Below are 22,047 nucleotides of genomic sequence, written 5' to 3' on the forward strand. Positions count from 1 at the left end.
CGCGGAAGAGCGTAGCGGCGACGGGCCTGTGGACGAATTCTGGATAACTCCGCACTCCCCACCCTGTGGACGGCGGCGGAGGGGCCCGTCCTGTGGACAACGGCCTTGCGCGCCCCCGGGTTTCGAATCACCGGTCAGTTGTTCGGCGCGGGCTGTGGACTGGCGGACCGTCCGTCGAGGGCATCCCTGCCCAGCCGGCGCGCGACGCACACCTGTGGACACGAGAAAGGGCGTCAGGATTCGCTCCTGACGCCCTTGGGGCCCGTCTTCGGACCCGGGGCCCCGCCGTGCCTGCTCCGGCTAGCTCTTGATGCGGTTGGTGAGTTCGGTGACCTGGTTGTAGATCGAGCGCCGCTCGGCCATCAGCGAGCGGATCTTGCGGTCCGCGTGCATCACCGTGGTGTGGTCGCGGCCGCCGAACTGCGCGCCGATCTTCGGCAGCGAGAGGTCGGTGAGCTCGCGGCAGAGGTACATCGCGATCTGCCGGGCCGTCACCAGCACCCGGCTGCGCGAGGACCCGCAGAGGTCGTCCACGCCCAGGCCGAAGTAGGCGGCGGTCTGCTGCATGATGACCTGCGCGGTGATCTCCGGGCCGGCGTCCTCGTCCCCGCCCGGGATCAGGTCCTTGAGGACGATCCCGGCCAACTCCAGGTCCACCGGGGCCCGGTTGAGGTTGGCGAAGGCGGTCACCCGGATCAGCGCGCCCTCCAACTCCCGGATGTTGCGGGTGATCCGGGAGGCGATGAACTCCAATACGTCGGCGGGAGCGTTGAGTTGCTCCTGGATCGCCTTCTTGCGCAGGATCGCGATCCGGGTCTCCAGCTCCGGCGGGGTGACGTCGGTGATCAGACCCCACTCGAAGCGGTTGCGCAGCCGGTCCTCCAGCGTGGTCAGCAGCTTGGGCGGCCGGTCCGAGGAGAGGACGATCTGCTTGTTCGCGTTGTGCAGGGTGTTGAAGGTGTGGAAGAACTCCTCCTGCGTGGACTCCTTGCTCGCGAGGAACTGGATGTCGTCCACGAGCAGGATGTCCATGTCCCGGTAGCGGCGGCGGAAGGTGTCCGCCTTGCCGTCCCGGATCGAGTTGATGAACTCGTTGGTGAACTCCTCCGAGGACACGTAGCGCACCCGGGTGCCCGGGAAGAGACTGCGCGAGTAGTGCCCGATGGCGTGCAGCAGGTGGGTCTTGCCCAGCCCGGACTCGCCGTAGATGAAGAGCGGGTTGTACGCCTTGGCCGGGGCCTCGGCGACCGCCACCGCCGCCGCGTGCGCGAAGCGGTTGCTGGCGCCGATGACGAAGGTGTCGAACAGGTACTTGGGGTTCAGCCGGGCGGCCGGCTCGTCCTTGCGGGAGCCGCCGGCCGGGGGAGCGCCGGGCGGGGCGGGCACGCCGGGGACGCCGGGACGCTCGGCGGAGCGCTCCGGGGCGGCCTTCTCGGCCGGGCGGCCGCCGGTGGGGCGGGAGCCGCCGGCCCGACGGCCGGCGCCGGTGCGGGGCTGCTCGTTCGGGCCGGGGCCGTAGGCGCCGCCGAAGAGGTCGCCCTGGGTGGTCGCGGGCGGGCCGGGGACGGGCCGCGGCGCCGGACGGGACGCGGGCTCCTCCGCGTCGCGGTAGCCGGGCGGCTGCTCCTGGTAGCCCTGCCAGCCGGGCCCGCCGCCGGGGCCGCCGTACGGGGCCTGGCGCTGCTCGTAGCCGCCGGTGTCGTAGCGGGGGCGCTCGTAGTCCTGCTCGTACCCCTGGCCCTGCTCGTACGGCTGCGGCTGCTCGTAGGGCTGGCCGTGCTCGTACGGCTGCTGGTAGCCCTGGCCGCCGTAGCCGGGGGCGTCGTCCTCGGCCGGGCCCGGGTAGGGCTCGGCGGGGGCCTGGGGGGCGGGTGCGGGGGTGGTCGGCACCGCGTTGGCGTCGACCATCACGGCGATCCGGACCGGGCGGCTGAGCTCACGGCTGAGGGCCTCGGTCAGCTGCGGCAGCAGCCGGCCCTCCAGCACCTGCTTGGCCCGCTCGTTCGGGGTCGCCAGCAGGGCGGTGTCGTGCATCATCCACATCGGCTGGGTGCGCTGCACCCACTGTTTGTCCATCTCCCCGACATCGGGGTCGGCGACCAGCCGCTCGACGACCCTGGCCCAGACCGGGACGAGGTCGCTGTTGACATCAGCCACTGGTGCACGCTTTCCAAGAACAAACCAGACAAGTTCTGCAACGGTAGTCAGCGAACAGGGACGGATCAAGTCGTTGTCCACAGGCTGTGGGTAAGACGGGCGAGAGACGGCTGGTTTGACCCCCGTGCCCCGTCCCGCGTACCGTAACCAGGTCGAGTTGTCGATGGCCGCTGCCGCATGTCCGCGGGTCCACCCGCTCCATAAGGCGCGCAGCACGGGCGCCGTGGATTGCCTCAAACCCCAGCCGAACTGGGGCGATGGGCCGGATTTCCGAATCAGGGGAGATCACGCGGACGCACGGTGACGGCCAAGCGATTCCCCGTCATCCTACGATTCACCTCAGGAGCCCCCGAGTGAGCAAGCGCACCTTCCAGCCGAACAACCGTCGTCGCGCGAAGACCCACGGCTTCCGGCTGCGTATGCGTACCCGCGCCGGCCGCGCCATCCTGGCCGCCCGCCGTGGCAAGGGCCGCAGCAGCCTGTCCGCCTGATCCGCGCCAGAGTCTGTTGTGCTGCCCTCCGAGAATCGGCTGCGGCGGCGCCAGGACTTCGCGACCGCGGTGAAACGCGGTCGCCGGGCCGGCCGGCCCCTTCTGGTCGTCCATCTCAGCAGAGACGGTGACCCGCAGGGGCAGACCGACCGGACCAGCGACTCCCGCCCGCACGTCGCCGAGGGGACTCCTTCGGCGCGTGCGGGTTTCGTCGTGAGCAAGGCCGTTGGCCCGGCGGTCGTTCGCAACCTGGTCAAGCGCCGGTTGCGCCATCTCGTTCGTGATCGTCTCTCCAGGCTGCCCGCCGGTAGCCTGATAGTGGTGCGTGCGCTGCCCCAGGCCGCGACCGCCTCGTACCAGGACCTCGAACGTGACCTGGACGCGGCACTGAAGCGGTTGCTGAGGACGGAGCCCGCCGCCACGGCGCCGACGGGAGCAGGTCGATGAAGTACCTGCTGATGGGTCTGATCAGGGTCTACCAGTGGACCATCAGCCCACTGCTCGGTCCGGTCTGCCGTTACTACCCCTCCTGCTCGCACTACGGCTACGAGGCCGTGAAGGTGCACGGAGCGGTCAAGGGCGGCGGGCTGACCGTGTGGCGCATCCTGCGCTGCAATCCGTGGACGCCCGGTGGGGTCGATCATGTCCCGCCGCGCAAGCATCCGGTGTGGCACCGGCGGTTGCGAGACTGGCTGAAGAGCCGGTCCGCCACCGGAGACCCGGTGACCGCCACCCCCGCCGGTCCGGACCCCGAGGGCCCGGCGACCATTGGCCCCGTGCGGCCAATCCACCTGTCCAAGGAGCCTGACCGGTGACCTTCTCCTTCCTGAATCCCCTGTACACAGCGGTGTCCTGGATCATCGTCCAGTTCCACTCGCTGTACAGCCACATCTTCAACCCGGACGGTGGCTGGGCCTGGGGTCTCGCCATCGCCTCGATGGTGGTCGTCATCCGGATCTGCCTGATCCCGCTCTTCGTGAAGCAGATCAAGGCGACCCGGGCCATGCAGGCGATCCAGCCGAAGATGAAGGCCATCCAGGAGCGCTACAAGAACGACCGGCAGCGCCAGTCCGAAGAGATGATGAAGCTGTACAAGGAGGCGGGTACCAACCCGTTCTCCAGCTGCCTTCCCATCATCGTGCAGGCGCCGTTCTTCACCGCGCTCTACGGGGTGCTCGCCAAGGTCGCCAAGGGCCAGGACATCGGCGTCATCCACGGCGACCTGCTGGTGAGCGCCGGCAAGGCGCACATCTTCGGTGCCCCGCTCTCCGCGACCTTCGTGGGCAGCCCCGAGACCAGCGTCAAGATCGTCACCGCCGTGATGATCATCCTGATGTCGCTGTCGCAGTTCGTCACCCAGCGCCAGCTGATGACCAAGAACGTCGACCTCTCGGTGAAGACGCCGTTCATGCAGCAGCAGAAGATGCTGATGTACGTCTTCCCGATCATGTTCGCCGTGATGGGCATCAACTTCCCGGTCGGTGTCCTGGTCTACTGGCTGACCACCAACGTCTGGTCGATGGGCCAGCAGCTGGTCGTGATCCACAACAACCCGACCCCGGGCAGCAAGGCCTTCGAGGAGCGTCAGGCCCGTCTGAAGAAGGCCGGCCGGCTGCGTCCGGACGGTACGGAGATCAAGGGCGCGCTCTGGGGCATGCTGCCCCCGTCCAAGGCGGCCGTCAGCGAGGCGGCCAGCGCCGCCGCGGTGGTCGAGGAGTCGGTGCAGGTGCGCCGGCAGCAGCCCCGTCGGCAGAGCAAGGCCCAGCGCCAGCAGGCCGGTGTCGGACAGCCGACCGGCGAGCCGGACAAGGACAGCCAGGCGGAGGAAGCCGCCGACACGGCTCCGTCCGACAGCGTGCCGTCCGACTCCGGTGCCAAGCCGGCGGCCGCCAAGCAGGCCGCGGCGAAGCCCGCCGGTACCAAGCAGGGCACCCGGCAGCAGCCGAAGCGCGGTGGCGGCCAGCGGCCGAAGAAGAAGTCCTGACCGGTCCCGAGCCCGTTGTGACCGCCGCGAAGAGCTTCGTCCCCGGCCCGACAGACGGGCCCATCTCCGAAGGAGTCCATCAGTGACGGAAGGCACCACCTCCGCCGTCGAGGCCGAGGCCGCCGCCAGCGCCGACGAGAGCCTCATCTCCCGCCTGGAGCAGGAGGGCGACATCGCGGCGGACTACCTGGAGGGTCTGCTCGACATCGCGGACCTCGACGGTGACATCGACATGGACGTCGAGGGCGACCGCGCCCTGGTCTCCATCGTCAGCGACGGCAACGACCGTGCGCTGCAGCGCCTGGTCGGCCAGGACGGCGAGGTGCTGGAGGCCCTCCAGGAGCTGACCCGGTTGGCTGTCCACCGGGAGACCGGCGAGCGCAGCCGCCTCATGCTGGACATTGCCGGCTTCCGGGCCCGCAAGCGCGAGGAGCTGGCGGTGCTCGGCGCCCAGGCCGCCGAGCAGGCCAAGAGCAGCGGCGAGCAGGTCAAGCTGCGGCCGATGACTCCCTTCGAGCGCAAGGTCGTCCACGACGCGGTCGCCGCGGCCGGCCTGCGCAGCGAGTCCGAGGGCGAAGAGCCCCAGCGGTTCGTGGTCGTGCTGCCGGTCTGAGGCCGACAGGTCGACGACCGGCCGCCGCGGCGGCCGGAGAGCTTCACCGGACGCGACCCCGTCCGCCTCGTGCGGGCGGGGTCGTCGTCCCTTCTGGGATGTTTCACGTGAAACAGTGCGTTGAGCGGGTCGGTGGATCCGGGGATCGGAGAGGTCGAGATGGACACGGAGAACGCGGCTGCCGGCCGGCCGGGGGCGGACGTGGACCCGGCCGCTGAGGGGCCGGCCACCGAGCTGGAGCACCCTGGCGAGGCACCGGCTGCCGCCCGGGAGGTCTTCGGGGAGCGCTACGACGCCGCGGTCCGCTACACCGAGCTGCTGGCCACCGCGGGCGTGCAGCGCGGGCTGATCGGGCCCCGCGAGGTGCCCCGGCTCTGGGACCGCCACGTGCTGAACTGCGCGGTGCTGGCCGAGCTGCTGCCCTCCGGCATCACCCTGTGCGACGTCGGCTCCGGGGCCGGGCTGCCGGGCATCCCGGTGGCGCTGGCCCGTCCGGACGTCTCGGTGACGCTGCTGGAGCCGCTGCTGCGCCGGACCACCTTCCTGGAGGAGGTCGTCCGGGAGCTGGGGCTGGACAACGTCACGGTGCTGCGCGGCCGCGCCGAGGAGATGGTCGGCAAGCTCGCGGTGGACGTGGTGACCGCCCGGGCGGTGGCGCCGCTGGAGCGGCTGGCCGGCTGGGGCATGCCGCTGCTGCGCCCGCACGGGCAGATGCTGGCGCTCAAGGGGGACAGCGCGGAGCAGGAGCTGGCCGACTCGCGGGCCGGACTGGCCAAGCTGGGTGCGGTCGAGTGGAGCGTCATCGCCGTCGGCGAGGGCACCCTGGAGACCTCGACCCGGGTGGTCCAGGTGAAGGCGGGGGAGAGCCCCGGCGGGGTGAAGGCGGCCACCCGGCGCGCCAAGGCGGCCCGGGCGGGCCGCACCGCGAGCGTCCGGAACGGCGAGCGCGGCCGGGGCGGACGGCGCCGCGGACGCTGATCGGGCGTGACGTCGGGCACCTGACGACCACGGGCGGACGGGCCTCCTGCGAGGGGGGAACGTCCGCCCGTCGTCGTTCAGGTGTCGGTGGGGTCGACGCCGGGACACCGGAGTGTCGCAACGTCAGATTTCCGGCATAGCGGGCATGGTGTTTCCCGTGAAACGTCGCTCCTTGCTCTCGGGCATCCTCCGCCGTGACCGGGCGGCGACTGTTGCCGCTCCGGTTTCACGTGAAACACTGACCCCCATGCAGGACTCGGAGACCGTCGACCAGATCGATGACACGCCCATCGCGCGGGCCGCCCAGGCCGCGGTCCGGGCGATCGGCCGAGCGGGTGAGGGACTGCCCCGGCCGGCCGCCACCCGGGTGATCGTGGTCGCCAACCAGAAGGGTGGGGTGGGCAAGACCACCACCACCGTGAACATGGCCGCCTCCCTCGCCATGCACGGCCTGCGCGTCCTGGTCGTCGACCTCGACCCGCAGGGCAACGCCTCCACGGCGCTCGGCATCGACCACCACGCCGAGGTGCCGTCCATCTACGACGTCCTGGTGGAGGGCAAGCCGCTGGCCGACGTGGTGCAGCCGGTGCACGACGTCGAGGGGCTGTTCTGCGTCCCCGCCACCATCGACCTGGCCGGCGCCGAGATCGAGCTGGTCTCCCTGGTGGCCCGGGAGAGCCGGCTCCAGCGCGCCATCACCGCCTACGAGCAGCCGCTCGACTACATCCTGATCGACTGTCCGCCCTCGCTGGGCCTGTTGACGGTCAACGCCATGGTCGCCGGCCAGGAGGTGATGATCCCGATCCAGTGCGAGTACTACGCGTTGGAGGGCCTCGGCCAGCTGCTGCGCAACGTCGAGCTGGTGCGCGCGCACCTCAACCCCGCACTGCACGTGTCGACCATCCTGCTCACCATGTACGACGCCCGGACGAGGCTGGCCGCCCAGGTCGCCGAGGAGGTCCGGACCCACTTCCACCAAGAGGTGCTGAGCACGGCGATCCCGCGGTCGGTGCGCATCTCGGAGGCGCCCAGTTACGGGCAGACGGTGCTCACCTACGACCCGGGGTCGACCGGGGCGCTCTCCTACCTGGAGGCCGCCCGCGAGCTCGCGCAGCGTGCGGTGGGCCCGGGCGGCTCACTGGTGGGTCAGCAGCGGGACGGCCAGCAGGGGCACGGCGCCCCGGTGGCACAGCACGGTACGACGGAGGGTCATCAGTGAGTGCTCGCAGGGTTGGTCTGGGTCGAGGGCTGGAGGCGCTGATCCGCCCCGCCGCGCCGGTGGACGGCGGGGTGGAGGCGAAGACTGCGGCAGCCGTGCCCGCACCGGCCCCGGTGACGCCGCTGCCGAGTGTCCGCGGCACGGTGGCGGCCAGGGCGGCGGCCGAGAAGCGGGCCGAGCAGGCGCAGCCGGCCGGCGCGTACTTCGCCGAGCTGCCGCTGGACGCGATCACCCCCAATCCGCGCCAGCCGCGTGAGGTCTTCGACGAGGACAAGCTGGCCGAGCTGGTCACCTCCATCAAGGAGGTCGGTCTGCTCCAGCCGATCGTGGTCCGCCAGGTCGGCGTGGACAGCTTCGAGCTGATCATGGGCGAGCGCCGCTGGCGCGCCTCCCGGGAGGCAGGGCTGGAGCGGATCCCGGCGATCGTCCGGGCCACCGAGGACGACAAGCTGCTGCTGGACGCCCTCCTGGAGAACCTGCACCGCGCCGAGCTGAACCCGGTGGAGGAGGCCGCCGCCTACGACCAGCTGCTGCGGGACTTCTCCTGCACCCACGAGGAGCTGGCCGATCGGATCGGCCGCTCGCGGACGCACGTCTCCAACACCCTGCGGCTGATGAAGCTCCCGCCCTCCGTCCAGACCCGGCTGGTGGCCGGGACGCTGATGGCCGGGCACGCCCGGGCGCTGCTCGGCCTGTCGGACCCGGAGCAGCAGGAGCGGCTGGCCGCGCGGGTGATCGCCGAGGGCCTCACGGTGCGCAACGTCGAGGAGCTCGTCGTGCTGATGCGTTCGGAGGAGCCGGAGCAGCCCAGGCGCCAGGCGCCGAAGGCGGGCAAGCTGAACTCCCCGGCCTTCAACGACCTGGCGAGCCGGCTGTCCGACCGCTTCGACACCCGGGTCAAGGTCGAGGTGTCGCAGCGCGGCGGCAGGCTGGGCAAGGGCAAGGTGGTGCTGGAGTTCGGCTCGGTCGAGGACCTGAACCGGATCCTGGACAGCATGGCCCCGGGGGAGGACGGTCTGCGGCTGTCGCAGGGCTGAGCCGGCCCGGCCGGCCGAGGGCGACGACCCGATGGGTGCGTGTTCCACGTGAGCGCTGTTTCACGTGAAACATGCACCCATCGGCGTTCGTGGGGGAATGCTCGACCGTGAGAGGGAGGAGGAGGTGCGGCCATGGGACGGCGGATCGTTCCGCTGACGCTGGACAACCTCGGGGACCTGCCGGCCGGCTGCCGCTCCTGCGTGTTCTGGGAGCTGGACCCGGTCAGTGCGAAGGAAGCGGTGGAGTCGGGCAAGCCGGAGCTGGAGAAGGAGGGGTGGATCTCCACGGTGCTGCTGGAGTGGGGCTCCTGCGGCCGGATCGTCTACGTGGACGACCGGCCCGCCGGGTTCGTGCTGTACGCGCCGCCCGCCTACGTCCCCCGCTCGCAGTCCTTCCCGACCAGTCCGGTCTCGCCCGACGCCGTCCAGCTGATGGTCAGCCGGGTGCTGCCGGGCTACCAGCGCCAGGGGATCGGCCGGGTGCTGGTGCAGACCGTGGCCAAGGACCTGATCGGCCGCGGGGTGCGGGCGATCGAGGCCTTCGGCTCCTCCGGGCGGGCGCCGACTAGTTGCGTGCTGCCGGCCGACCATCTGCTCGCGGTCGGCTTCAGGACCGTCCGCCCGCACTCGCGCTACCCGCGGCTGCGGCTGGAGGCGCGGACCACGCTCTCCTGGCGGGGCGACGTGGAGGGGGCGCTGGAGCGGCTGCTGGGCGGCGGGCGCAAGGAGCCGGTGCTGCCCTTCTAGGGCCCGGAGACGCCCTTCGAGGGGCCGGAGACGCCCTTCGAGGGCCGGGAACGACGGAGGCGGGGCTCCCCCCGAGGGGAGCCCCGCCTCCGCGCGGTCGACGACCGGAAGACCTAGATGAAGTCGGCCAGCTCGCGCAGCAGCGCGGCCTTCGGACGGGCACCGGTGATGGACTTCACCGGCTCGCCGCCCTGGTAGACGATCAGGGTCGGGATCGAGATGACGCCGTACTTGGCGGCGGTCGCCTGGTTGGCGTCCACGTCGAGCTTGGCGATGGTCAGCTTGTCGCCGTGCTCGGCCGCGATGTCCTCCAGGACCGGGGCGACCTGGCGGCACGGGCCGCACCAGGTGGCCCAGAAGTCGACCAGTACGGGCTTCTCGCTCTCGAGGACGTCCTTCTCGAACGTCGCGTCGGTGACTGTGGTGGTGGCGCCGGCCACGGGAACTCCTCGGGGTTCGGACGGAGGGGGCTGCTGCCAGGAGAACAACGGGTGGGCCCGTTCTGTTTCTGCCCGGCCGGGGCGGGGGTGTTTCACGTGGAACACCCCCGCGGGTGGAGCGGGATGGGCTCAGACCGCGACGGCGGCGGCCTTGGCCTCCAGGTCGTCCAGCGCGGCCAGGTAGCGCTCGGCGTCCAGGGCGGAGGAGCAGCCGGTGCCGGCGGCCGTGATGGCCTGGCGGTAGGTGTGGTCGACGACGTCGCCGGCGCCGAACACGCCCGGGATGTTGGTCCGGGTCGAGGGGGCGTCGACCTTGAGGTAGCCCTCGGCGTCGAGGTCCAGCTGGCCCTTGAAGAGCTCGGTGCGCGGGTCGTGGCCGATCGCGATGAACAGGCCGGTGACGGCCAGCTCGCGGGTCTCGCCGGTGGTGGTGTCGCGCAGGGTGACGCCGGTCAGCTTCGGGTCGCCGTGGATGGCCTCGACCGCGCTGTCCCACTCGAAGCGGATCTTCGGGTCGGCGAAGGCGCGCTCCTGCATCGCCTTGGAGGCGCGCAGGGAGTCCCGGCGGTGGATGATCGTGACGCTCTTGGCGAAGCGGGAGAGGAAGGTCGCCTCCTCCAGCGCGGTGTCGCCGCCGCCGACCACCGCGATGTCCTGGTCGCGGAAGAAGAAGCCGTCGCAGGTCGCGCACCAGGAGACGCCGCGGCCGGAGAGCTTGTCCTCGTTCGGCAGGCCGAGCTTGCGGTGCTGGGAGCCGGTGGTGACGATCACGGCGCGTGCCTTGTGCACGTTGCCCTCGGAGTCGGTGACGGTCTTGACGTCACCGGTGAGGTCGACCGCGACGATGTCGTCGGGGATCAGCTCGGCGCCGAACTTCTCGGCCTGGGCGCGCATGTTGTCCATCAGCTCGGGGCCCATGACGCCGTCCCGGAAGCCCGGGAAGTTCTCGACCTCGGTGGTGTTCATGAGCGCGCCACCGGCGGTGACGGCCCCCTCGAAGACCAGCGGCTTGAGGGAGGCACGGGCCGTGTAGAGCGCGGCCGTGTACCCGGCCGGGCCGGAACCGATGATGATCACGTTACGGACGTCGCTCACTGCTTCTCCTGGTTCGCATCGCGACCCGCGTTTGCTGCGGGGAGGGCGGTCCTGCTCCGCCGCCCGGGACAACGACTGACCAGTGTCTCGCATTCCCAGGCGGATCAGTACCAGCCGCCCGAAGTCCGGAAGCGGCGTGGCGGAGTTGGCGTGGATCGCATGGAAACCGCCGGTCAGTGGCTGGGAACGGCCTGGTGCAGGACGGTCGGGCCGCAGTCGGGGGAGCGCAGGTAGACGTCGACGAAACCGGGCCGGCCGGGCAGCGGGTAGACCAGGACGTCCACCGGGGCGCCCTGGAAGGTGCCCCGGTCGGTGGCCAGCGGGGTGCCGGAGGCCGGGGCCGGGCAGCCCGGCGCGGTGGGGGAGCCGGTGGGGGAGCCCGCGGGGGAGGGCGGGTCGGACTCCGGCCGGCCGCCGGCGGCGGGCAGGGCGCCCTCGGACATGGCGGGCCCGGTGGCCCGCAGCCCCGGGACGTTCTCCGAGCGGGCCAGCAACCGCTGGACCTGGGTGGCGAGTTCGTCCTCGCGGTAGTCGGTGCCGGCGGCCGTGTGCGGGGCCCGGGCGTCGTGGCTGTCGGCGGTGGCGGTCGGGGTGCCGCCCGCGCTCGCCGTCACCGTGCCGGACCGGTCGTCGGGCTGCAGCAGCAGCGCCCCGCCGAGTCCGAGGGCGGCCAGGGCGGCGGTCGTGCCGACCAGCAGGGCGAACCGCCGCCGCCGGGGGCGGCCGGGGCCGCCGACCGGGCCGGGCCGACCGGCGGGACGCCCCGCGGGCCTGGAGAGCGGGGCGGAGGACGGCGTGAGGGGCGCCGTGGCGGTGCGTACGGGCCGGGCCGGGGCCTCGGGTCGACGGTCGGCCGCGGGGGCCTCCTGCGGCCGCTCGACGGCCTCGCCGGCGCTCCCGGCGGCTTCGGCGACGGCCGCGGCGAGTGCCGCGTCCAGCCGGGCGGCGACGTCGGCCGGCATCGGCGGGGTCTCGACGTCGCCGAGCAGGGCCCGGACCTCGGCGAGCGCGTCGACGGTCTCCCGGCACTCGGCGCAGCCGTCCAGGTGCCGCCGCAGCGCCTCGACGGTGGAAGGGGAGTCGACCAGGCCCTCGGCGAGGTCGGCCAGCTGCTCGACCGGGGGGTGGTCGTCGGCGGGGTCGGGGAAGGAGGGATGGGCGTTCATCGGGTGCTCACGTCTCCTTCCAGCATCGTCCGACCGGTGCTCTGCCCCGTCCCTGTGCCGGTGCTCGGCCCCGTCCCTGTGACGGAGCCGGGGCGCTTCGGGTTCCCGGGCGTGTCCCGGCGCGGCGGGGCCGAGCCGGGGGCGGGCGGTGTTTCACGTGAAACATCGGGTTCGCGCAGGTGCCGGACCAGGGGGAGGAGCCGGGCCCGGCCGCGCGCGCAGCGGCTCTTCACCGTGCCCACCGGGACGCCCAGCAGCTCGGCGGCCTCGGCCACCGGGTAGCCCTGCATGTCGACCAGCACCAGGGCGGCCCGCTGCTCGGCGGGCAGTTCGGCGAGCGCCGAGGTCAGCTCCCGGTGCAGCTCGGCCCGGACCACCGGGGAGTCGGCCGGCTCGGCGGTGCCGACCAGGGTGTCCAGCCGCTGCGGGTCATCGTCGAGCGGGGTGGTGCGCCGGGTGGCGCTGCGCCGGGCGCGGTCCAGGCAGGCGTTGACCACGATCCGGTGCAGCCAGGTGGTGACCGCCGAGCGGCCCTGGAAGCCGGCGGCGGCGCGGAAGGCGGACACCAGGGCGTCCTGGAGCGCGTCGGCGGCCTCCTCGCGGTCGCCCAGGGTGCGCAGGGCGACCGCCCAGAGCCGGTCGCGGTGGCGGTCCACCAGCAGGCCGAAGGCCGCCGGGTCGCCGGCGACGTGCCGGGCGAGCAGCGCCGCGTCGTCGTCCGCCACCGTCACCCCCCTCTGCCGTCGTGCCGTCGTGCCGGGGCCGTCCGCCCCGGGTCAGCCGGAGACCTTGACCTCGGCGACGTGGCCCCGGTACTTGCCGTCGGCATCCTTCGCCAGACCGGTCAGCCAGATCAAGAGGTACCGCGTGGTGGTCGGGGAGTCGAGGGCGTACTCGACATTGGTCCCGGTCTTCTTGCCCACGACGGTGAAGGCGTCCGGCTTGGCCTGCAGCGGGTTGCCGGCGGCGGCCGCGGTGGGCACCCGCAGCTCCGCGGACTGCTCGCCGCCGGAGAACAGGACGCTCACCGAGGAGACCGGCTGCGGTGAGCCGAGGTCGATCAGCAGACCGGTGCCGGACTTGAGCGCGGGCGGCTTGGGCCCGAGCTGGTCGACGTACCAGCCGGTGGTCCAGGAGGTGTTCGCGTCGTTGTCGATCGCCTTCCCGATGCTCTCGGTGCCCTCGGGCCCGTCGCCCAGCGGGTTGTACGACTGCGCCTCCTTGATGGCGATCGACACCGGGTTGTGGGTGCTCGCCTGGGGGCTCGGCGCGGTGCTGCTGGCCGAGGTCAGCGGGGACGCGGTGGCCGCCCCGGTGTGGCGCAGGCTGTCGACGAACTGCCAGGAGGCGACGCCGATCGCGCCCAGCGCGACCGTCCACGCGGTGGCCTTGACCACCCGGCGCAGCCGCCGCCGGGTGCGGGTGCGCCGGGAGGGGGCCGGGCGGGAGGAGGCCGGCAGCGGGGAGACGGTCGTGTCGGCGACCCGGGTCGGGTTGGGCGCGGTGGGCAGCGCGTGGGTGTTGTGCCGGGGCGGGGCCGGGAAGGCGGGCAGCTCCGGCGCGGGCTGGCGGATCTTGGGCAGCTTGGCGATCGCCCGGACCAGTTCCTCCGGGGTGGTGATCGGCTGGGCGTGGTGCGGCGGCTGGTCGAACAGGGCCCGCGCGGCGAGCTCGGACAGGCCCTTGTGGACCCCGGCGCGGACCTGGTCCGGCGCGGCGTTCTGGAGGCCCTTGGGCAGGCCCTGGAGGTCGTAGCGGTCCTCCGGGTACGGCCAGCGGTGGGTGAGCGCGGCGAACAGCAGTGCGCCGATCGCGCGGGTGTCGGCCCGCTGGGCGTCCTCGGCGTCCTCGGCGGGCAGCCCGCGCAGGGCGGCGTCCACCGCGATGCCGTTGATCCGGTACTGGCCGCTGTCGGTGCGCAGCACGCAGCGCGGGGTGAGCCGCAGGTGGGCCTGGCCGCGCCGGTGGGCGGCCGCGACGGCGTCGGCGACCTGGCGGACCATCTGGTACGCCTCGTGCGGCTCCATCGGGCCGTTGGCGAGCAGCCTGGCCAGGTCGGAGGAGTGCGGCAGCCACTCCCGCACGACGTAGACCAGCTCGCCCTCGTGGACGGCGTCCAGCACCTGGACGAAGCGCGGGTCGCCGAGCAGGGCGGCGGACTTGGCCGCGGCCAGCACCTTGCGGGCCCGCTGGTGGCCGGAGGCCATCAGGTGGACGCCGACCGCCCGGCGCAGCTTCTCGTCGACGGCGCGCCAGCTGCTGAAGGTCTCGGTCTGGGAGATGCACTCCTCCAGCCGGTACCGGTGGCCGATCATGTCCCCGCTGCGGCGCTGCGGGGCGGGGAGGGTGCGCGGGAGGGTGGCGGTGTCGCGCGGGTCGACCGTGGGCTGCGGGTCGGTGGGGCGGCGCGCGGGGCGGGTGGGCTCGGGGGCGGGCTTCTTCCGGGGGGACCCGGCGGCCAGTTCGGCGCGCAGCTCCTGGACCGAGAGCGGGGCGGTGATCTCCGAGGTCTCCTCGCCGGCGGCGGGCTCCGGGCCCGCGGTCGGCGCGTCGTCGCGGTCCCGGTCCTCGTCCCGGCCCTTCTCCCCGTCCTGGTCGGTGTTCTCGTCCGCGTCGGGGCGCCCGGGGGCGGCGGCAGCGGTGGGGGCGGCGGGGGCGCCCTCGCGGGCGTCCGCGGAGGTGCTCTCGCCGGCGTCGTCCGAGCCCGCGAGCTCGTCGATCGCCGCGGCCAGCGCGGCCTCGTCCGTCGCCGCGTCAGCTGCTGACGTGTCGACGACCGCCTTGGTGCCATCAGCCACCGTGGTCCTGCCTCCCCTTGTGTCGCCGCGGCTTGAGAGAGTCGCTGGAGCCCTAGGGTCGGCGGCCCTGTGCTCCAGGACAATTGTGCCCACTCTTCTCCACCGGGTACGACCGCTGAGACGTCCGCTCGGTTGCATACGGGTGGAGAGATGTGGTGCAGATCCGACACCTGGTCGCCATCCGGCGGTCGGGCGGACCCGAACCAACCGGTGGCCCAGCACTCGGCCGGACGAGCGGAGGAGCCTTCTGCTCCGGTTGACGCCCGGTCAGGGCGCCCGCTCGTCCGGCCGGTGGTCGGGCGGTCAGCGGCCCAGTCGGCCGCGGACCATGCCCAGCATGGAGTTCAGCTCCTCGATCCGCAGACGCTTCGCGATGAGCACGAAGACCGCCAGCTGGAGGCCGCCGGCCACGACCAGGGCCGCCACGCTGCCCGGCCAGCCGCCGAGCACCTGCTGGACGCCCAGGCTGGCGCCGAGGCCGACCAGGGCGGCCGGGACGCAGGCGGCGGCCAGCCGGCTGTACGTCCGGCCGATCCGCTTGGTGTCCAGCCCGCCGATCCGCTTCTTCAGCTTCGGCATCGCGACCATCACCCCGATGGCGTAGGCCAGGCCGTAGCCGAAGGCGAGGCCGGTCACCGTCCACTCGGAGGGCAGCACCAGCCAGCACAGCAGCGCGAAGCCGGCCTGGCAGGCGGCGACCCAGACGGTGTTGTAGAACGGCGTCCGGGTGTCCTCGTAGGCGTAGAAGCCGCGCAGCATCACGTACTGGGCGGAGTACGGGATCAGGCCCAGCGCGAACGCGGAGAGCATCAGACCGACGTTGGTGGCGTCGTTCAGGACGGTGTCGTTGCCGCCGATCGCGTAGATCGCCCGGCCGACCACCGGGCCGAGCGACAGGAACAGGAAGGCCGCCGGGACGACCGCCACCGCGGTGGTGCGCAGACCGTAGGAGATGTCGTCGCGCACGGCACCGGCGTCCTCGTCGGCCGCCGCCCGGGAGAGCCGGGGGAGCACCGCGCTCATGATCGAGACGGTGATCACGGCCTGCGGGAGCTGCCAGATCAGCAGTGCGTTGGAGAACGCGGCCAGGCCGACGCCGTTGTGGCCGGCCGCCGCCGCGGCGGCGCCCGCCTTGGTGGACAGCTGGGTGATCACCAGGTAGCCGGCCTGGTTGGCGAGCACGAAGAAGAACGTCCACTTGGCCAGCCGGGCGGCCTTGCCCAGGCCGTGGCCGCGCCAGTCGAAGCGGGGCCGGAAGCGGAACCCGGCGGCCCGCAGGTACGGGATCATCGCCAGCGACTGGACGCCCAGACCGATCAGGGTGCCGAGGCCGAGCAGCCGAACGCCCTCGGGGGAGATGCCCTCCGGGGTGACCTGGGTGGTGCCGAACCCGCCGTAGACCCAGATGTAGGCGGAGAAGGTGAAGATCACCACGATGTTGTTCAGGACCGGCGTCCACATCATCGCGCCGAAGCGGCCGCGGGCGTTGAGGATCTGGCCCATCACCACGTGGATGCCCATGAAGAAGATGGTCGGCAGGCAGTAGCGGGCCATCGCCACCGTGGTCTCGGCGCGCTCCGGGTTGGCCATCATCGGCTGGGCGATCAGCCGCACCAGCACGGGCGCCCCGAGCACCGCCAGGAAGACCACGCCGCCGAGCCCGACCATCACCAGGGTGAGCAGCCGGTTGGCGTACGCGGTGCCGCCGTCCTCGTCGTTCTTCATGCTGCGCACCAGCTGCGGCACGAAGACCGCGTTCAGCGCGCCGCCGCCGATCAGGATGTACAGCAGGGTCGGCAGGGTGTTCGCGGCGTTGTACGAGTCACCCATGATGCCGACGCCGATGGCCGCGGTGATCACCATGGTCCGGACGAAGCCGGTGCCGCGGGAGACCAGCGTGCCGGCCGCCATGATCGCGCTGGAGTTCAGCAGGTTGGAGACCTTGCCGCCGCCGGCCGCCTTGCCGGGCTCGGCGGCGGGGGCGGGCGCCTGCTCGGCGGCCCGCTCCTCGGCGACGATGTCCGCCAGCGGCTCGACCGCCGGGGGCACCGCGACGGCGGCCACCTGCATGGTGGCCTCCGCCTCGGAGAGCGGCGGGTCGAACTCGATCGGCGGCACGAAGTGCTGCTGCCCGCCCGGAGCGGCGCCGTACGGGGGCTGCCCCGGGTGGCCGCCCATCGGCGGGTACGGCGCGGGGCCGGGCGGAGGGCCGGGCTGGGGGGCCGGGGCGGGCTGCGGGACCGGCGGCTGGACCGCGGCCTGCGCCTCGCGGCCGCCGAACAGGCCGTCCACCCCGACGTACTCGGTGGTCTCGGTGTCCCAGGCGGAGTGCGCCGGGCCGGGCTGCCACTGCTGCCGGGGCTGCTCGACGCCGCCCCAGTGGCCGCCGGCGGCCTGCGCCGGGGCCGGCTCCTGCGGCCAGGCGGGCTGCACCGGGGTGTCCCAGCCGGGCTGCACCGGCGGCACCGGGGCCCCGAAGTGCTCCGGGGCCTGGTACGGGGTCGGCGGCACCGGCGTCGGGTAGCCGACGCCCTGCGGCGGCAGCTGCGGCGGCACGTCGTACGCGGCGGCCGGCGGCTGGGGCGCGGCGGGCCGACCGGCCCGCAGACCGTACGGGTCCTGGCCGTCCTGGGGGTTCCCGTACGCGTCCACCGCGTACGGGTCCTGGGCGTAGGTGTCGGCCACGTACCAGTCGCCGGACGGCGACTCGGCGCCCGGCCGGCTCTCACCGCGGCCCGACGGCCGCTCCTCGCTGCGCCCGGTCATGTCACCTCTTCGCTGTCGTGGGGGGAGGCCGGCCCGGCAAGGCAGGGGGTCGGCGGTATCAAGGACCAACCTTCTCATCACCGGCGGCCCGATCCCGGCCATCCGGGCTGCTGCCACGCGGTGTCTGCGCGGGACCGTCACCAGGGGTGTCGTCCGTCCCGTCGGTCCCGTCCGCCGCCGGGGCCCCCTCCGCGGTGTCCTCCGCCGGGGCCCGCGGGGCGGGCTCCGCCGCCGCGGCGCCGCCCGCGGCCGGGGCGTCCCCGAGCGGGGCGTCGCCGACCGGCTGGTCGCCGTCCTCGTGCGGCTGCCCGCCGAGGCGCTTGCGCTGGCGCACGAAGCGCAGCGCGGCCAGCAGCAGCAGGACGCCGGCGCCCGCGAAGACGTACAGCACGCCGTTGGTCACCGAGGTGACCTCCACCGTGAACTTCTGCGCCTCGCCGTACGGCCGGGAGTCGGGGCCGGTGGTCCACAGCTGGGCGGTCATCGCGACCGGCCCGTTGTTGTGCGCCTCGGCGTTGAAGCGCAGCGTCACGCTCTGCGAGGCCGGGAGGACCAGCTCCTCCTCCTTGCTCACCCGCAGCCTGTTCGGCTGGGCCGAGGTGAGCACCAGCTTCAGGTTGGTGACCGTCTGGGTCAGGTCGTTGCGGACGCTGACCTGGAGCAGGCCGGACTCGCCGGCCAGGGTGACCACGTTCTTCCTCGGCACCTGGACGGCCTTGGTCAGCTCCTTCAGGTACCCCGTGACGCCGGCCCGGTAGGTGCTCCCGGCCGGCGGCTGGCTGCGCCACTCGGTGGACAGCGAGCGGACCATCGCGGCGCTGAACGGGCCGCGCACCCGCTGCGGCAGGGTGAGCACCCGCATCAGGGTGTCCAGGTCGTGCTGGATGTCGTCGGTGCGGCTCAGGTCGGCCGCCGGCAGCTCCGAGGCGCGGATCTGGGTCGGGTAGTCGGTGGGCGCCGGGACGGCGGTGTTGGCCTTCGGGTCGGCCGCGGACTGGGCCACCGCGTCCAGCTTGACCGAGGAGATCCACTTGCCGTCCGCCGTCTGGAGGGCGTTCGCCAGCGCCTTGGCGCCGGCGGTGCTCAGCTCGCGGGGCGGCAGGACGAGCAGCCCGCGCTGGTTCTGCGGCTGCTCGTGGGTGATCGCGAAGGTCTCGGCGAGGAAGCGCTGGGTGGCGTCGGTCTGCGCCTGCGGGCTGCTCAGGTCCTTGTCGAAGAGCGCGGAGACGGTCTCGTCGGCCACCACGGCGCTCTGCCCGCCGCCGATCGGGCGGACCGCGGTCGGGGTGTAGGTGAGCGAGTCCGGCTCCGGCATGCTCGCGCCGTCGACCAGCACCAGTCCGTTGCCGGACTGCTGGGCGAGGGCGGCGATCTGCTGGTCGAGGTAGCCCCGGTACGGCCAGGCGACGTCCGAGCGGGTGTCCACGGAGAGCCGGCCCTCGACGGTCAGCCGGCCGGCGGTGGACGCCTTGCTCAGCGCGGTGGTCATCCCGGCCAGGTCGGAGCCGTTGTGGGCGATCGAGGCGAGGTCCGGGTCGGCGTACGGCAGCGAGACCACCTGGCTGCCCGGCTTGGCGACGGCGGCCCGCAGCTTGTCCAGCCAGGCGACGGCGGCGGCCGAGGCGGGGACCTGGACGGTGTTGTCGTCCTTGGCGGACTTGCCCGCGGCCTCGGTGCCCGGCTTCTGCACCCGGTAGGGCTTGGTCATCGCGAGCGCGGCGTCCAGCAGGTCCGGGTCGATCACCCAGGTCAGGCCGTTCAGCTTCGCGCCGGTGTCGACCAGCTCGTACAGTCGGCCGCCCGGGGCGAACTCGCCGGCCAGGCTGTCGTCGCGCAGCACCGGGGTCGGCTGGTCGCTGTTGTCGGCGGTGGTCTGGGCGGCCAGCACCGGCGCGTGCACCAGCGGCCAGATCGTGGCGACCTTCGTCGGCTGCGCCTCGGCGCCGCCCGGGTTGTACGGCAGGAAGGTCCGGGCGATGCCCAGGGCGCGGTCGCGCGGGTTGTCGCCGGTCCCGCCCCAGGCGTCCACCGCGAGCTCGTACGCGCCGCTCGCGGAGAAGCCGAGGTCGCTCACCGCGACGCTCAGGGTGTACGGCTGGCTCTGCCCCGGGTTCAGCTCCGGCAGGGCGTACTGCGGGCTGTCCAGCTCCACGCCGTCCTTGCTGTCCGGCGTGGAGCGGTCGGCCACGTTGGCCAGGTCGCTGCGCCGGTCCAGCGGTTTGCCGGAGTACGGCTTGCGGACGGCCGCGTGGGCGCCCTTGATCGCCGACTTGCCGGCGTTGGTGACCTGGCCGGTGATCGTCACGATCCCGCCCGGGGCGGCCACCTGCGGGTTCAGCGTGTCGATGGTCATCACCACCGGGTACTCGGCCGTGGCGGTGGAGTCGCCGGCCGGCCGGACGTTGCCGCCGGCGGGCAGCGCACCGGCCGGGGAGGCCGTGAAGAGGGCCAGGGCGGCCGCGCAGGCGGCGGCCAGGCGCCGGCCCGCACGGCGCGCCCGGCGGGCCGGATGGCGCCCCCCGGCGGGGCGCTCGGCCCGTCCAGGCTGTCGGTGCGCCCCCAGGCCCGAGTGCCGTGCCGGCTCACTCACTCGCTTCGCCCTCGCCGTTCTCGATCGTTCGCTGCTGATGCTGTCCGTCCGGCGCGGTCCGCCCGACGGTCTTCGCTTGACTCTGGTGGAGCTCTTCGCCCGACGCCGTCGCCGCACCGCTGCCACGGGGATCCCGCGGACGGCGGCGGCGCGCGGCACCGCATCCCCTGTCCGGTGCCCGAGACTCGTCCACCGGCATGGTAACGATGCAGCCCGCGGCGCAGTGTTGCGGGCTGTGGGGTGAGACGCCCAGAACGCGCGGGCGGTTGACCTGTCGGGGCACGTACCCTTGTGAGCCGTGTCCACTGCCAATGAGCCCACCGCGCGCACCGACCGTTCCAGCACCGACGTCCAGGTCGTCCCAGGGCTGAGCGAGGCCCAGACGCTCGGCCTCCAAGAGCTGCTGCGGGTGTCGCCGGTCGCCGACGAGATCGCCAGCCGGTTCCAGGCGGCCGGTCACCGGCTGGCGCTGGTCGGCGGGTCCGTCCGGGACGCGCTGCTCGGCCGGCTCGGCAACGACCTGGACTTCACCACCGACGCCCGTCCGCAGCAGGTGCTCAAGCTGGTCAAGGGCTGGGCGGACGCGGTCTGGGACGTCGGCATCGCCTTCGGCACGGTCGGCGCCCGCAAGGACACCCCCGAGGGCTCCTTCCTGATCGAGATCACCACCTACCGCTCCGAGGCGTACGACCGCACCTCGCGCAAGCCCGAGGTCAGCTACGGCGACACCATCGGGGAGGACCTGGTCCGCCGGGACTTCACGGTCAACGCGATGGCCGTCGACCTGCCCGGCCGCGGCTTCGTCGACCCGCACCACGGCCTGGAGGACCTGGAGGCCCGGGTGCTGCGCACCCCCGCCACCCCCGAGGAGTCCTTCTCCGACGACCCGCTGCGGATGATGCGGGCCGCCCGCTTCGCCGCCCAGCTGGACTTCGACCCGGCGCCCGAGGTGGTCGCCGCGATGACCGCGATGGCCGAGCGGCTCACCATCGTCTCCGCCGAGCGGATCCAGGCCGAGCTGAACAAGCTGTTGCTGGCCAAGCACCCGGTGAAGGGCCTGCGGCTGCTGGTCGACACCGGCCTGGCCGGGTACGTGCTGCCGGAGCTGCCCGCGCTGCGGCTGGAGCGGGACGAGCACCACCGGCACAAGGACGTCTACGAGCACTCGCTGACCGTCCTGGAGCAGGCCATCGACCTGGAGCAGGACGGCCCGGACCTCACCCTGCGGCTGGCCGCGCTGCTGCACGACATCGGCAAGCCGCGCACCCGCCGCTTCGAGTCGGACGGCCGGGTCTCCTTCCACCACCACGAGGTGGTCGGCGCCAAGATGACCCGCAAGCGGATGCGCGAGCTCAAGTACTCCAAGGAGCTCACCGAGGACGTCTCGCGCCTGGTCGAGCTGCACCTGCGCTTCCACGGCTACGGCGGCGGCGAGTGGACCGACTCCGCGGTGCGCCGCTACATCACCGACGCCGGTCCGCTGCTGGAGCGCCTGCACAAGCTGACCCGCTCCGACTGCACCACCCGCAACAAGAAGAAGGCGGCCGCGCTCTCCCGCACCTACGACGGCCTGGAGACCCGGATCGGCGAGCTGAAGGAGCAGGAGCAGCTGGACGCCGTCCGCCCGGCGCTGGACGGCAACCAGATCATGGAGCTGCTCGGCCTCAAGCCCGGCCCGCAGGTCGGCAAGGCGTACAAGCACATGCTCGAACTCCGGCTGGAGCACGGCCCGATGGAGCACGACGAGGCGGTCGGGGCGCTGCGGGCCTGGTGGGCCGAGCAGCAGGGCTGAGCCCGGCTCCGGACGGCGCGACGGCGCCACGGGAGCTCCGGGCACGACGAGAGGGGTGGGGCCCGCCCCCCCCCCCGGCCCCCCCCCCCCCCCGCCCGGGGGGGGGGGGGTCGGAAAGGCCAAGACGGTGGAGACGGCCGGGCGGGAGCGGGGGGAGGGGGGGGTGAAGGGAGA

At 73.1% G+C, this 22,047-nt stretch carries 18 protein-coding genes; 10 read left to right on the forward strand and 8 right to left on the reverse strand.

Annotated features, from left to right (window positions below; genetic code table 11):
* Positions 1-300: 300 nt before the first annotated feature.
* On the reverse strand, positions 301-2,157 hold the full coding sequence (gene dnaA, locus ACFVXH_RS33960) for a chromosomal replication initiator protein DnaA (protein WP_380777895.1): 1,857 nt from the start codon (positions 2,155-2,157) through the stop codon (positions 301-303).
* 353 nt (positions 2,158-2,510) lie between these two features.
* Between dnaA and rpmH the strand changes: the two genes are divergently transcribed.
* The 9 genes from rpmH to ACFVXH_RS34005 all read left to right on the forward strand — a co-directional run bounded on the left by rpmH (position 2,511) and on the right by ACFVXH_RS34005 (position 9,226).
* Complete coding sequence (rpmH, locus tag ACFVXH_RS33965) at positions 2,511-2,648, forward strand: 50S ribosomal protein L34 (protein ID WP_030305394.1); 138 nt, start codon at positions 2,511-2,513, stop codon at positions 2,646-2,648.
* 18 nt (positions 2,649-2,666) lie between these two features.
* Entirely contained in the window at positions 2,667-3,095 is a 429-nt protein-coding gene (gene rnpA / locus ACFVXH_RS33970; RefSeq protein WP_049655849.1) for a ribonuclease P protein component, read from the forward strand.
* The gene (yidD, locus tag ACFVXH_RS33975; RefSeq protein WP_049655851.1) at positions 3,092-3,463 is read left to right on the forward strand and encodes a membrane protein insertion efficiency factor YidD; all 372 of its coding nucleotides are present in this window, start codon (positions 3,092-3,094) and stop codon (positions 3,461-3,463) included. Before rnpA ends, yidD begins: the two co-directional genes overlap by 4 nt.
* On the forward strand, positions 3,460-4,632 hold the full coding sequence (yidC, locus tag ACFVXH_RS33980; RefSeq protein ID WP_049655853.1) for a membrane protein insertase YidC: 1,173 nt from the start codon (positions 3,460-3,462) through the stop codon (positions 4,630-4,632). The genes yidD and yidC overlap by 4 nt, the downstream gene beginning before the upstream one ends.
* A gap of 82 nt (positions 4,633-4,714) precedes the next feature.
* Positions 4,715-5,245, forward strand: coding sequence for a R3H domain-containing nucleic acid-binding protein (locus ACFVXH_RS33985; RefSeq protein ID WP_049655854.1), 531 nt, complete (start codon positions 4,715-4,717; stop codon positions 5,243-5,245).
* A 159-nt stretch (positions 5,246-5,404) separates the two neighbouring features.
* On the forward strand, positions 5,405-6,223 hold the full coding sequence (gene rsmG, locus ACFVXH_RS33990) for a 16S rRNA (guanine(527)-N(7))-methyltransferase RsmG (protein WP_079271995.1): 819 nt from the start codon (positions 5,405-5,407) through the stop codon (positions 6,221-6,223).
* Positions 6,224-6,470: 247 nt separating this feature from the next.
* The gene (locus ACFVXH_RS33995) at positions 6,471-7,442 is read left to right on the forward strand and encodes a ParA family protein (RefSeq protein WP_234348544.1); all 972 of its coding nucleotides are present in this window, start codon (positions 6,471-6,473) and stop codon (positions 7,440-7,442) included.
* Positions 7,439-8,479 (forward strand): ParB/RepB/Spo0J family partition protein, encoded by a 1,041-nt coding sequence (locus ACFVXH_RS34000; RefSeq protein WP_074001897.1) that lies wholly within the window; start codon positions 7,439-7,441, stop codon positions 8,477-8,479. Before ACFVXH_RS33995 ends, ACFVXH_RS34000 begins: the two co-directional genes overlap by 4 nt.
* Positions 8,480-8,611: 132 nt before the next feature.
* The gene (locus tag ACFVXH_RS34005) at positions 8,612-9,226 is read left to right on the forward strand and encodes a GNAT family N-acetyltransferase (RefSeq protein ID WP_049655856.1); all 615 of its coding nucleotides are present in this window, start codon (positions 8,612-8,614) and stop codon (positions 9,224-9,226) included.
* A 113-nt stretch (positions 9,227-9,339) separates the two neighbouring features.
* Here the strand turns inward: ACFVXH_RS34005 and trxA are convergent, their stop codons facing one another.
* The 7 genes from trxA to ACFVXH_RS34040 form a co-directional block, all read right to left on the reverse strand.
* Positions 9,340-9,666 (reverse strand): thioredoxin, encoded by a 327-nt coding sequence (gene trxA / locus ACFVXH_RS34010; RefSeq protein ID WP_049655857.1) that lies wholly within the window; start codon positions 9,664-9,666, stop codon positions 9,340-9,342.
* A gap of 129 nt (positions 9,667-9,795) precedes the next feature.
* On the reverse strand, positions 9,796-10,761 hold the full coding sequence (gene trxB, locus ACFVXH_RS34015; protein ID WP_049655859.1) for a thioredoxin-disulfide reductase: 966 nt from the start codon (positions 10,759-10,761) through the stop codon (positions 9,796-9,798).
* Between the two features lie 173 nt (positions 10,762-10,934).
* Entirely contained in the window at positions 10,935-11,927 is a 993-nt protein-coding gene (locus ACFVXH_RS34020) for a hypothetical protein (protein WP_387829715.1), read from the reverse strand.
* Entirely contained in the window at positions 11,924-12,658 is a 735-nt protein-coding gene (gene sigM, locus ACFVXH_RS34025; protein ID WP_387829717.1) for an RNA polymerase sigma factor SigM, read from the reverse strand. Before sigM ends, ACFVXH_RS34020 begins: the two co-directional genes overlap by 4 nt.
* 45 nt (positions 12,659-12,703) lie before the next feature.
* Positions 12,704-14,725, reverse strand: coding sequence for a serine/threonine protein kinase (locus ACFVXH_RS34030; protein ID WP_387829719.1), 2,022 nt, complete (start codon positions 14,723-14,725; stop codon positions 12,704-12,706).
* A 303-nt stretch (positions 14,726-15,028) separates the two neighbouring features.
* On the reverse strand, positions 15,029-17,491 hold the full coding sequence (murJ, locus tag ACFVXH_RS34035) for a murein biosynthesis integral membrane protein MurJ (protein WP_117488736.1): 2,463 nt from the start codon (positions 17,489-17,491) through the stop codon (positions 15,029-15,031).
* 58 nt (positions 17,492-17,549) lie between these two features.
* On the reverse strand, positions 17,550-20,081 hold the full coding sequence (locus ACFVXH_RS34040; RefSeq protein WP_387829721.1) for a DUF6049 family protein: 2,532 nt from the start codon (positions 20,079-20,081) through the stop codon (positions 17,550-17,552).
* A 367-nt stretch (positions 20,082-20,448) separates the two neighbouring features.
* Between ACFVXH_RS34040 and ACFVXH_RS34045 the strand changes: the two genes are divergently transcribed.
* Entirely contained in the window at positions 20,449-21,873 is a 1,425-nt protein-coding gene (locus tag ACFVXH_RS34045; RefSeq protein WP_049659839.1) for a CCA tRNA nucleotidyltransferase, read from the forward strand.
* Positions 21,874-22,047: the final 174 nt, after the last annotated feature.

This window comes from Kitasatospora sp. NPDC058184 (assembly GCF_042883725.1).
GTDB lineage: Bacteria > Actinomycetota > Actinomycetes > Streptomycetales > Streptomycetaceae > Kitasatospora.

Coding starts and splice junctions, on each gene's coding strand:
- yidD (WP_049655851.1), top strand. CDS start 3,092: ATGAAGTACCTGCTGATGGGTCTGATCAGGGTCTACCAGTGGACCATC.
- rsmG (WP_079271995.1), top strand. CDS start 5,405: ATGGACACGGAGAACGCGGCTGCCGGCCGGCCGGGGGCGGACGTGGAC.
- ACFVXH_RS33995 (WP_234348544.1), top strand. CDS start 6,471: ATGCAGGACTCGGAGACCGTCGACCAGATCGATGACACGCCCATCGCG.
- ACFVXH_RS34005 (WP_049655856.1), top strand. CDS start 8,612: ATGGGACGGCGGATCGTTCCGCTGACGCTGGACAACCTCGGGGACCTG.
- ACFVXH_RS34020 (WP_387829715.1), bottom strand. CDS start 11,927: ATGAACGCCCATCCCTCCTTCCCCGACCCCGCCGACGACCACCCCCCG.
- murJ (WP_117488736.1), bottom strand. CDS start 17,491: ATGACCGGGCGCAGCGAGGAGCGGCCGTCGGGCCGCGGTGAGAGCCGG.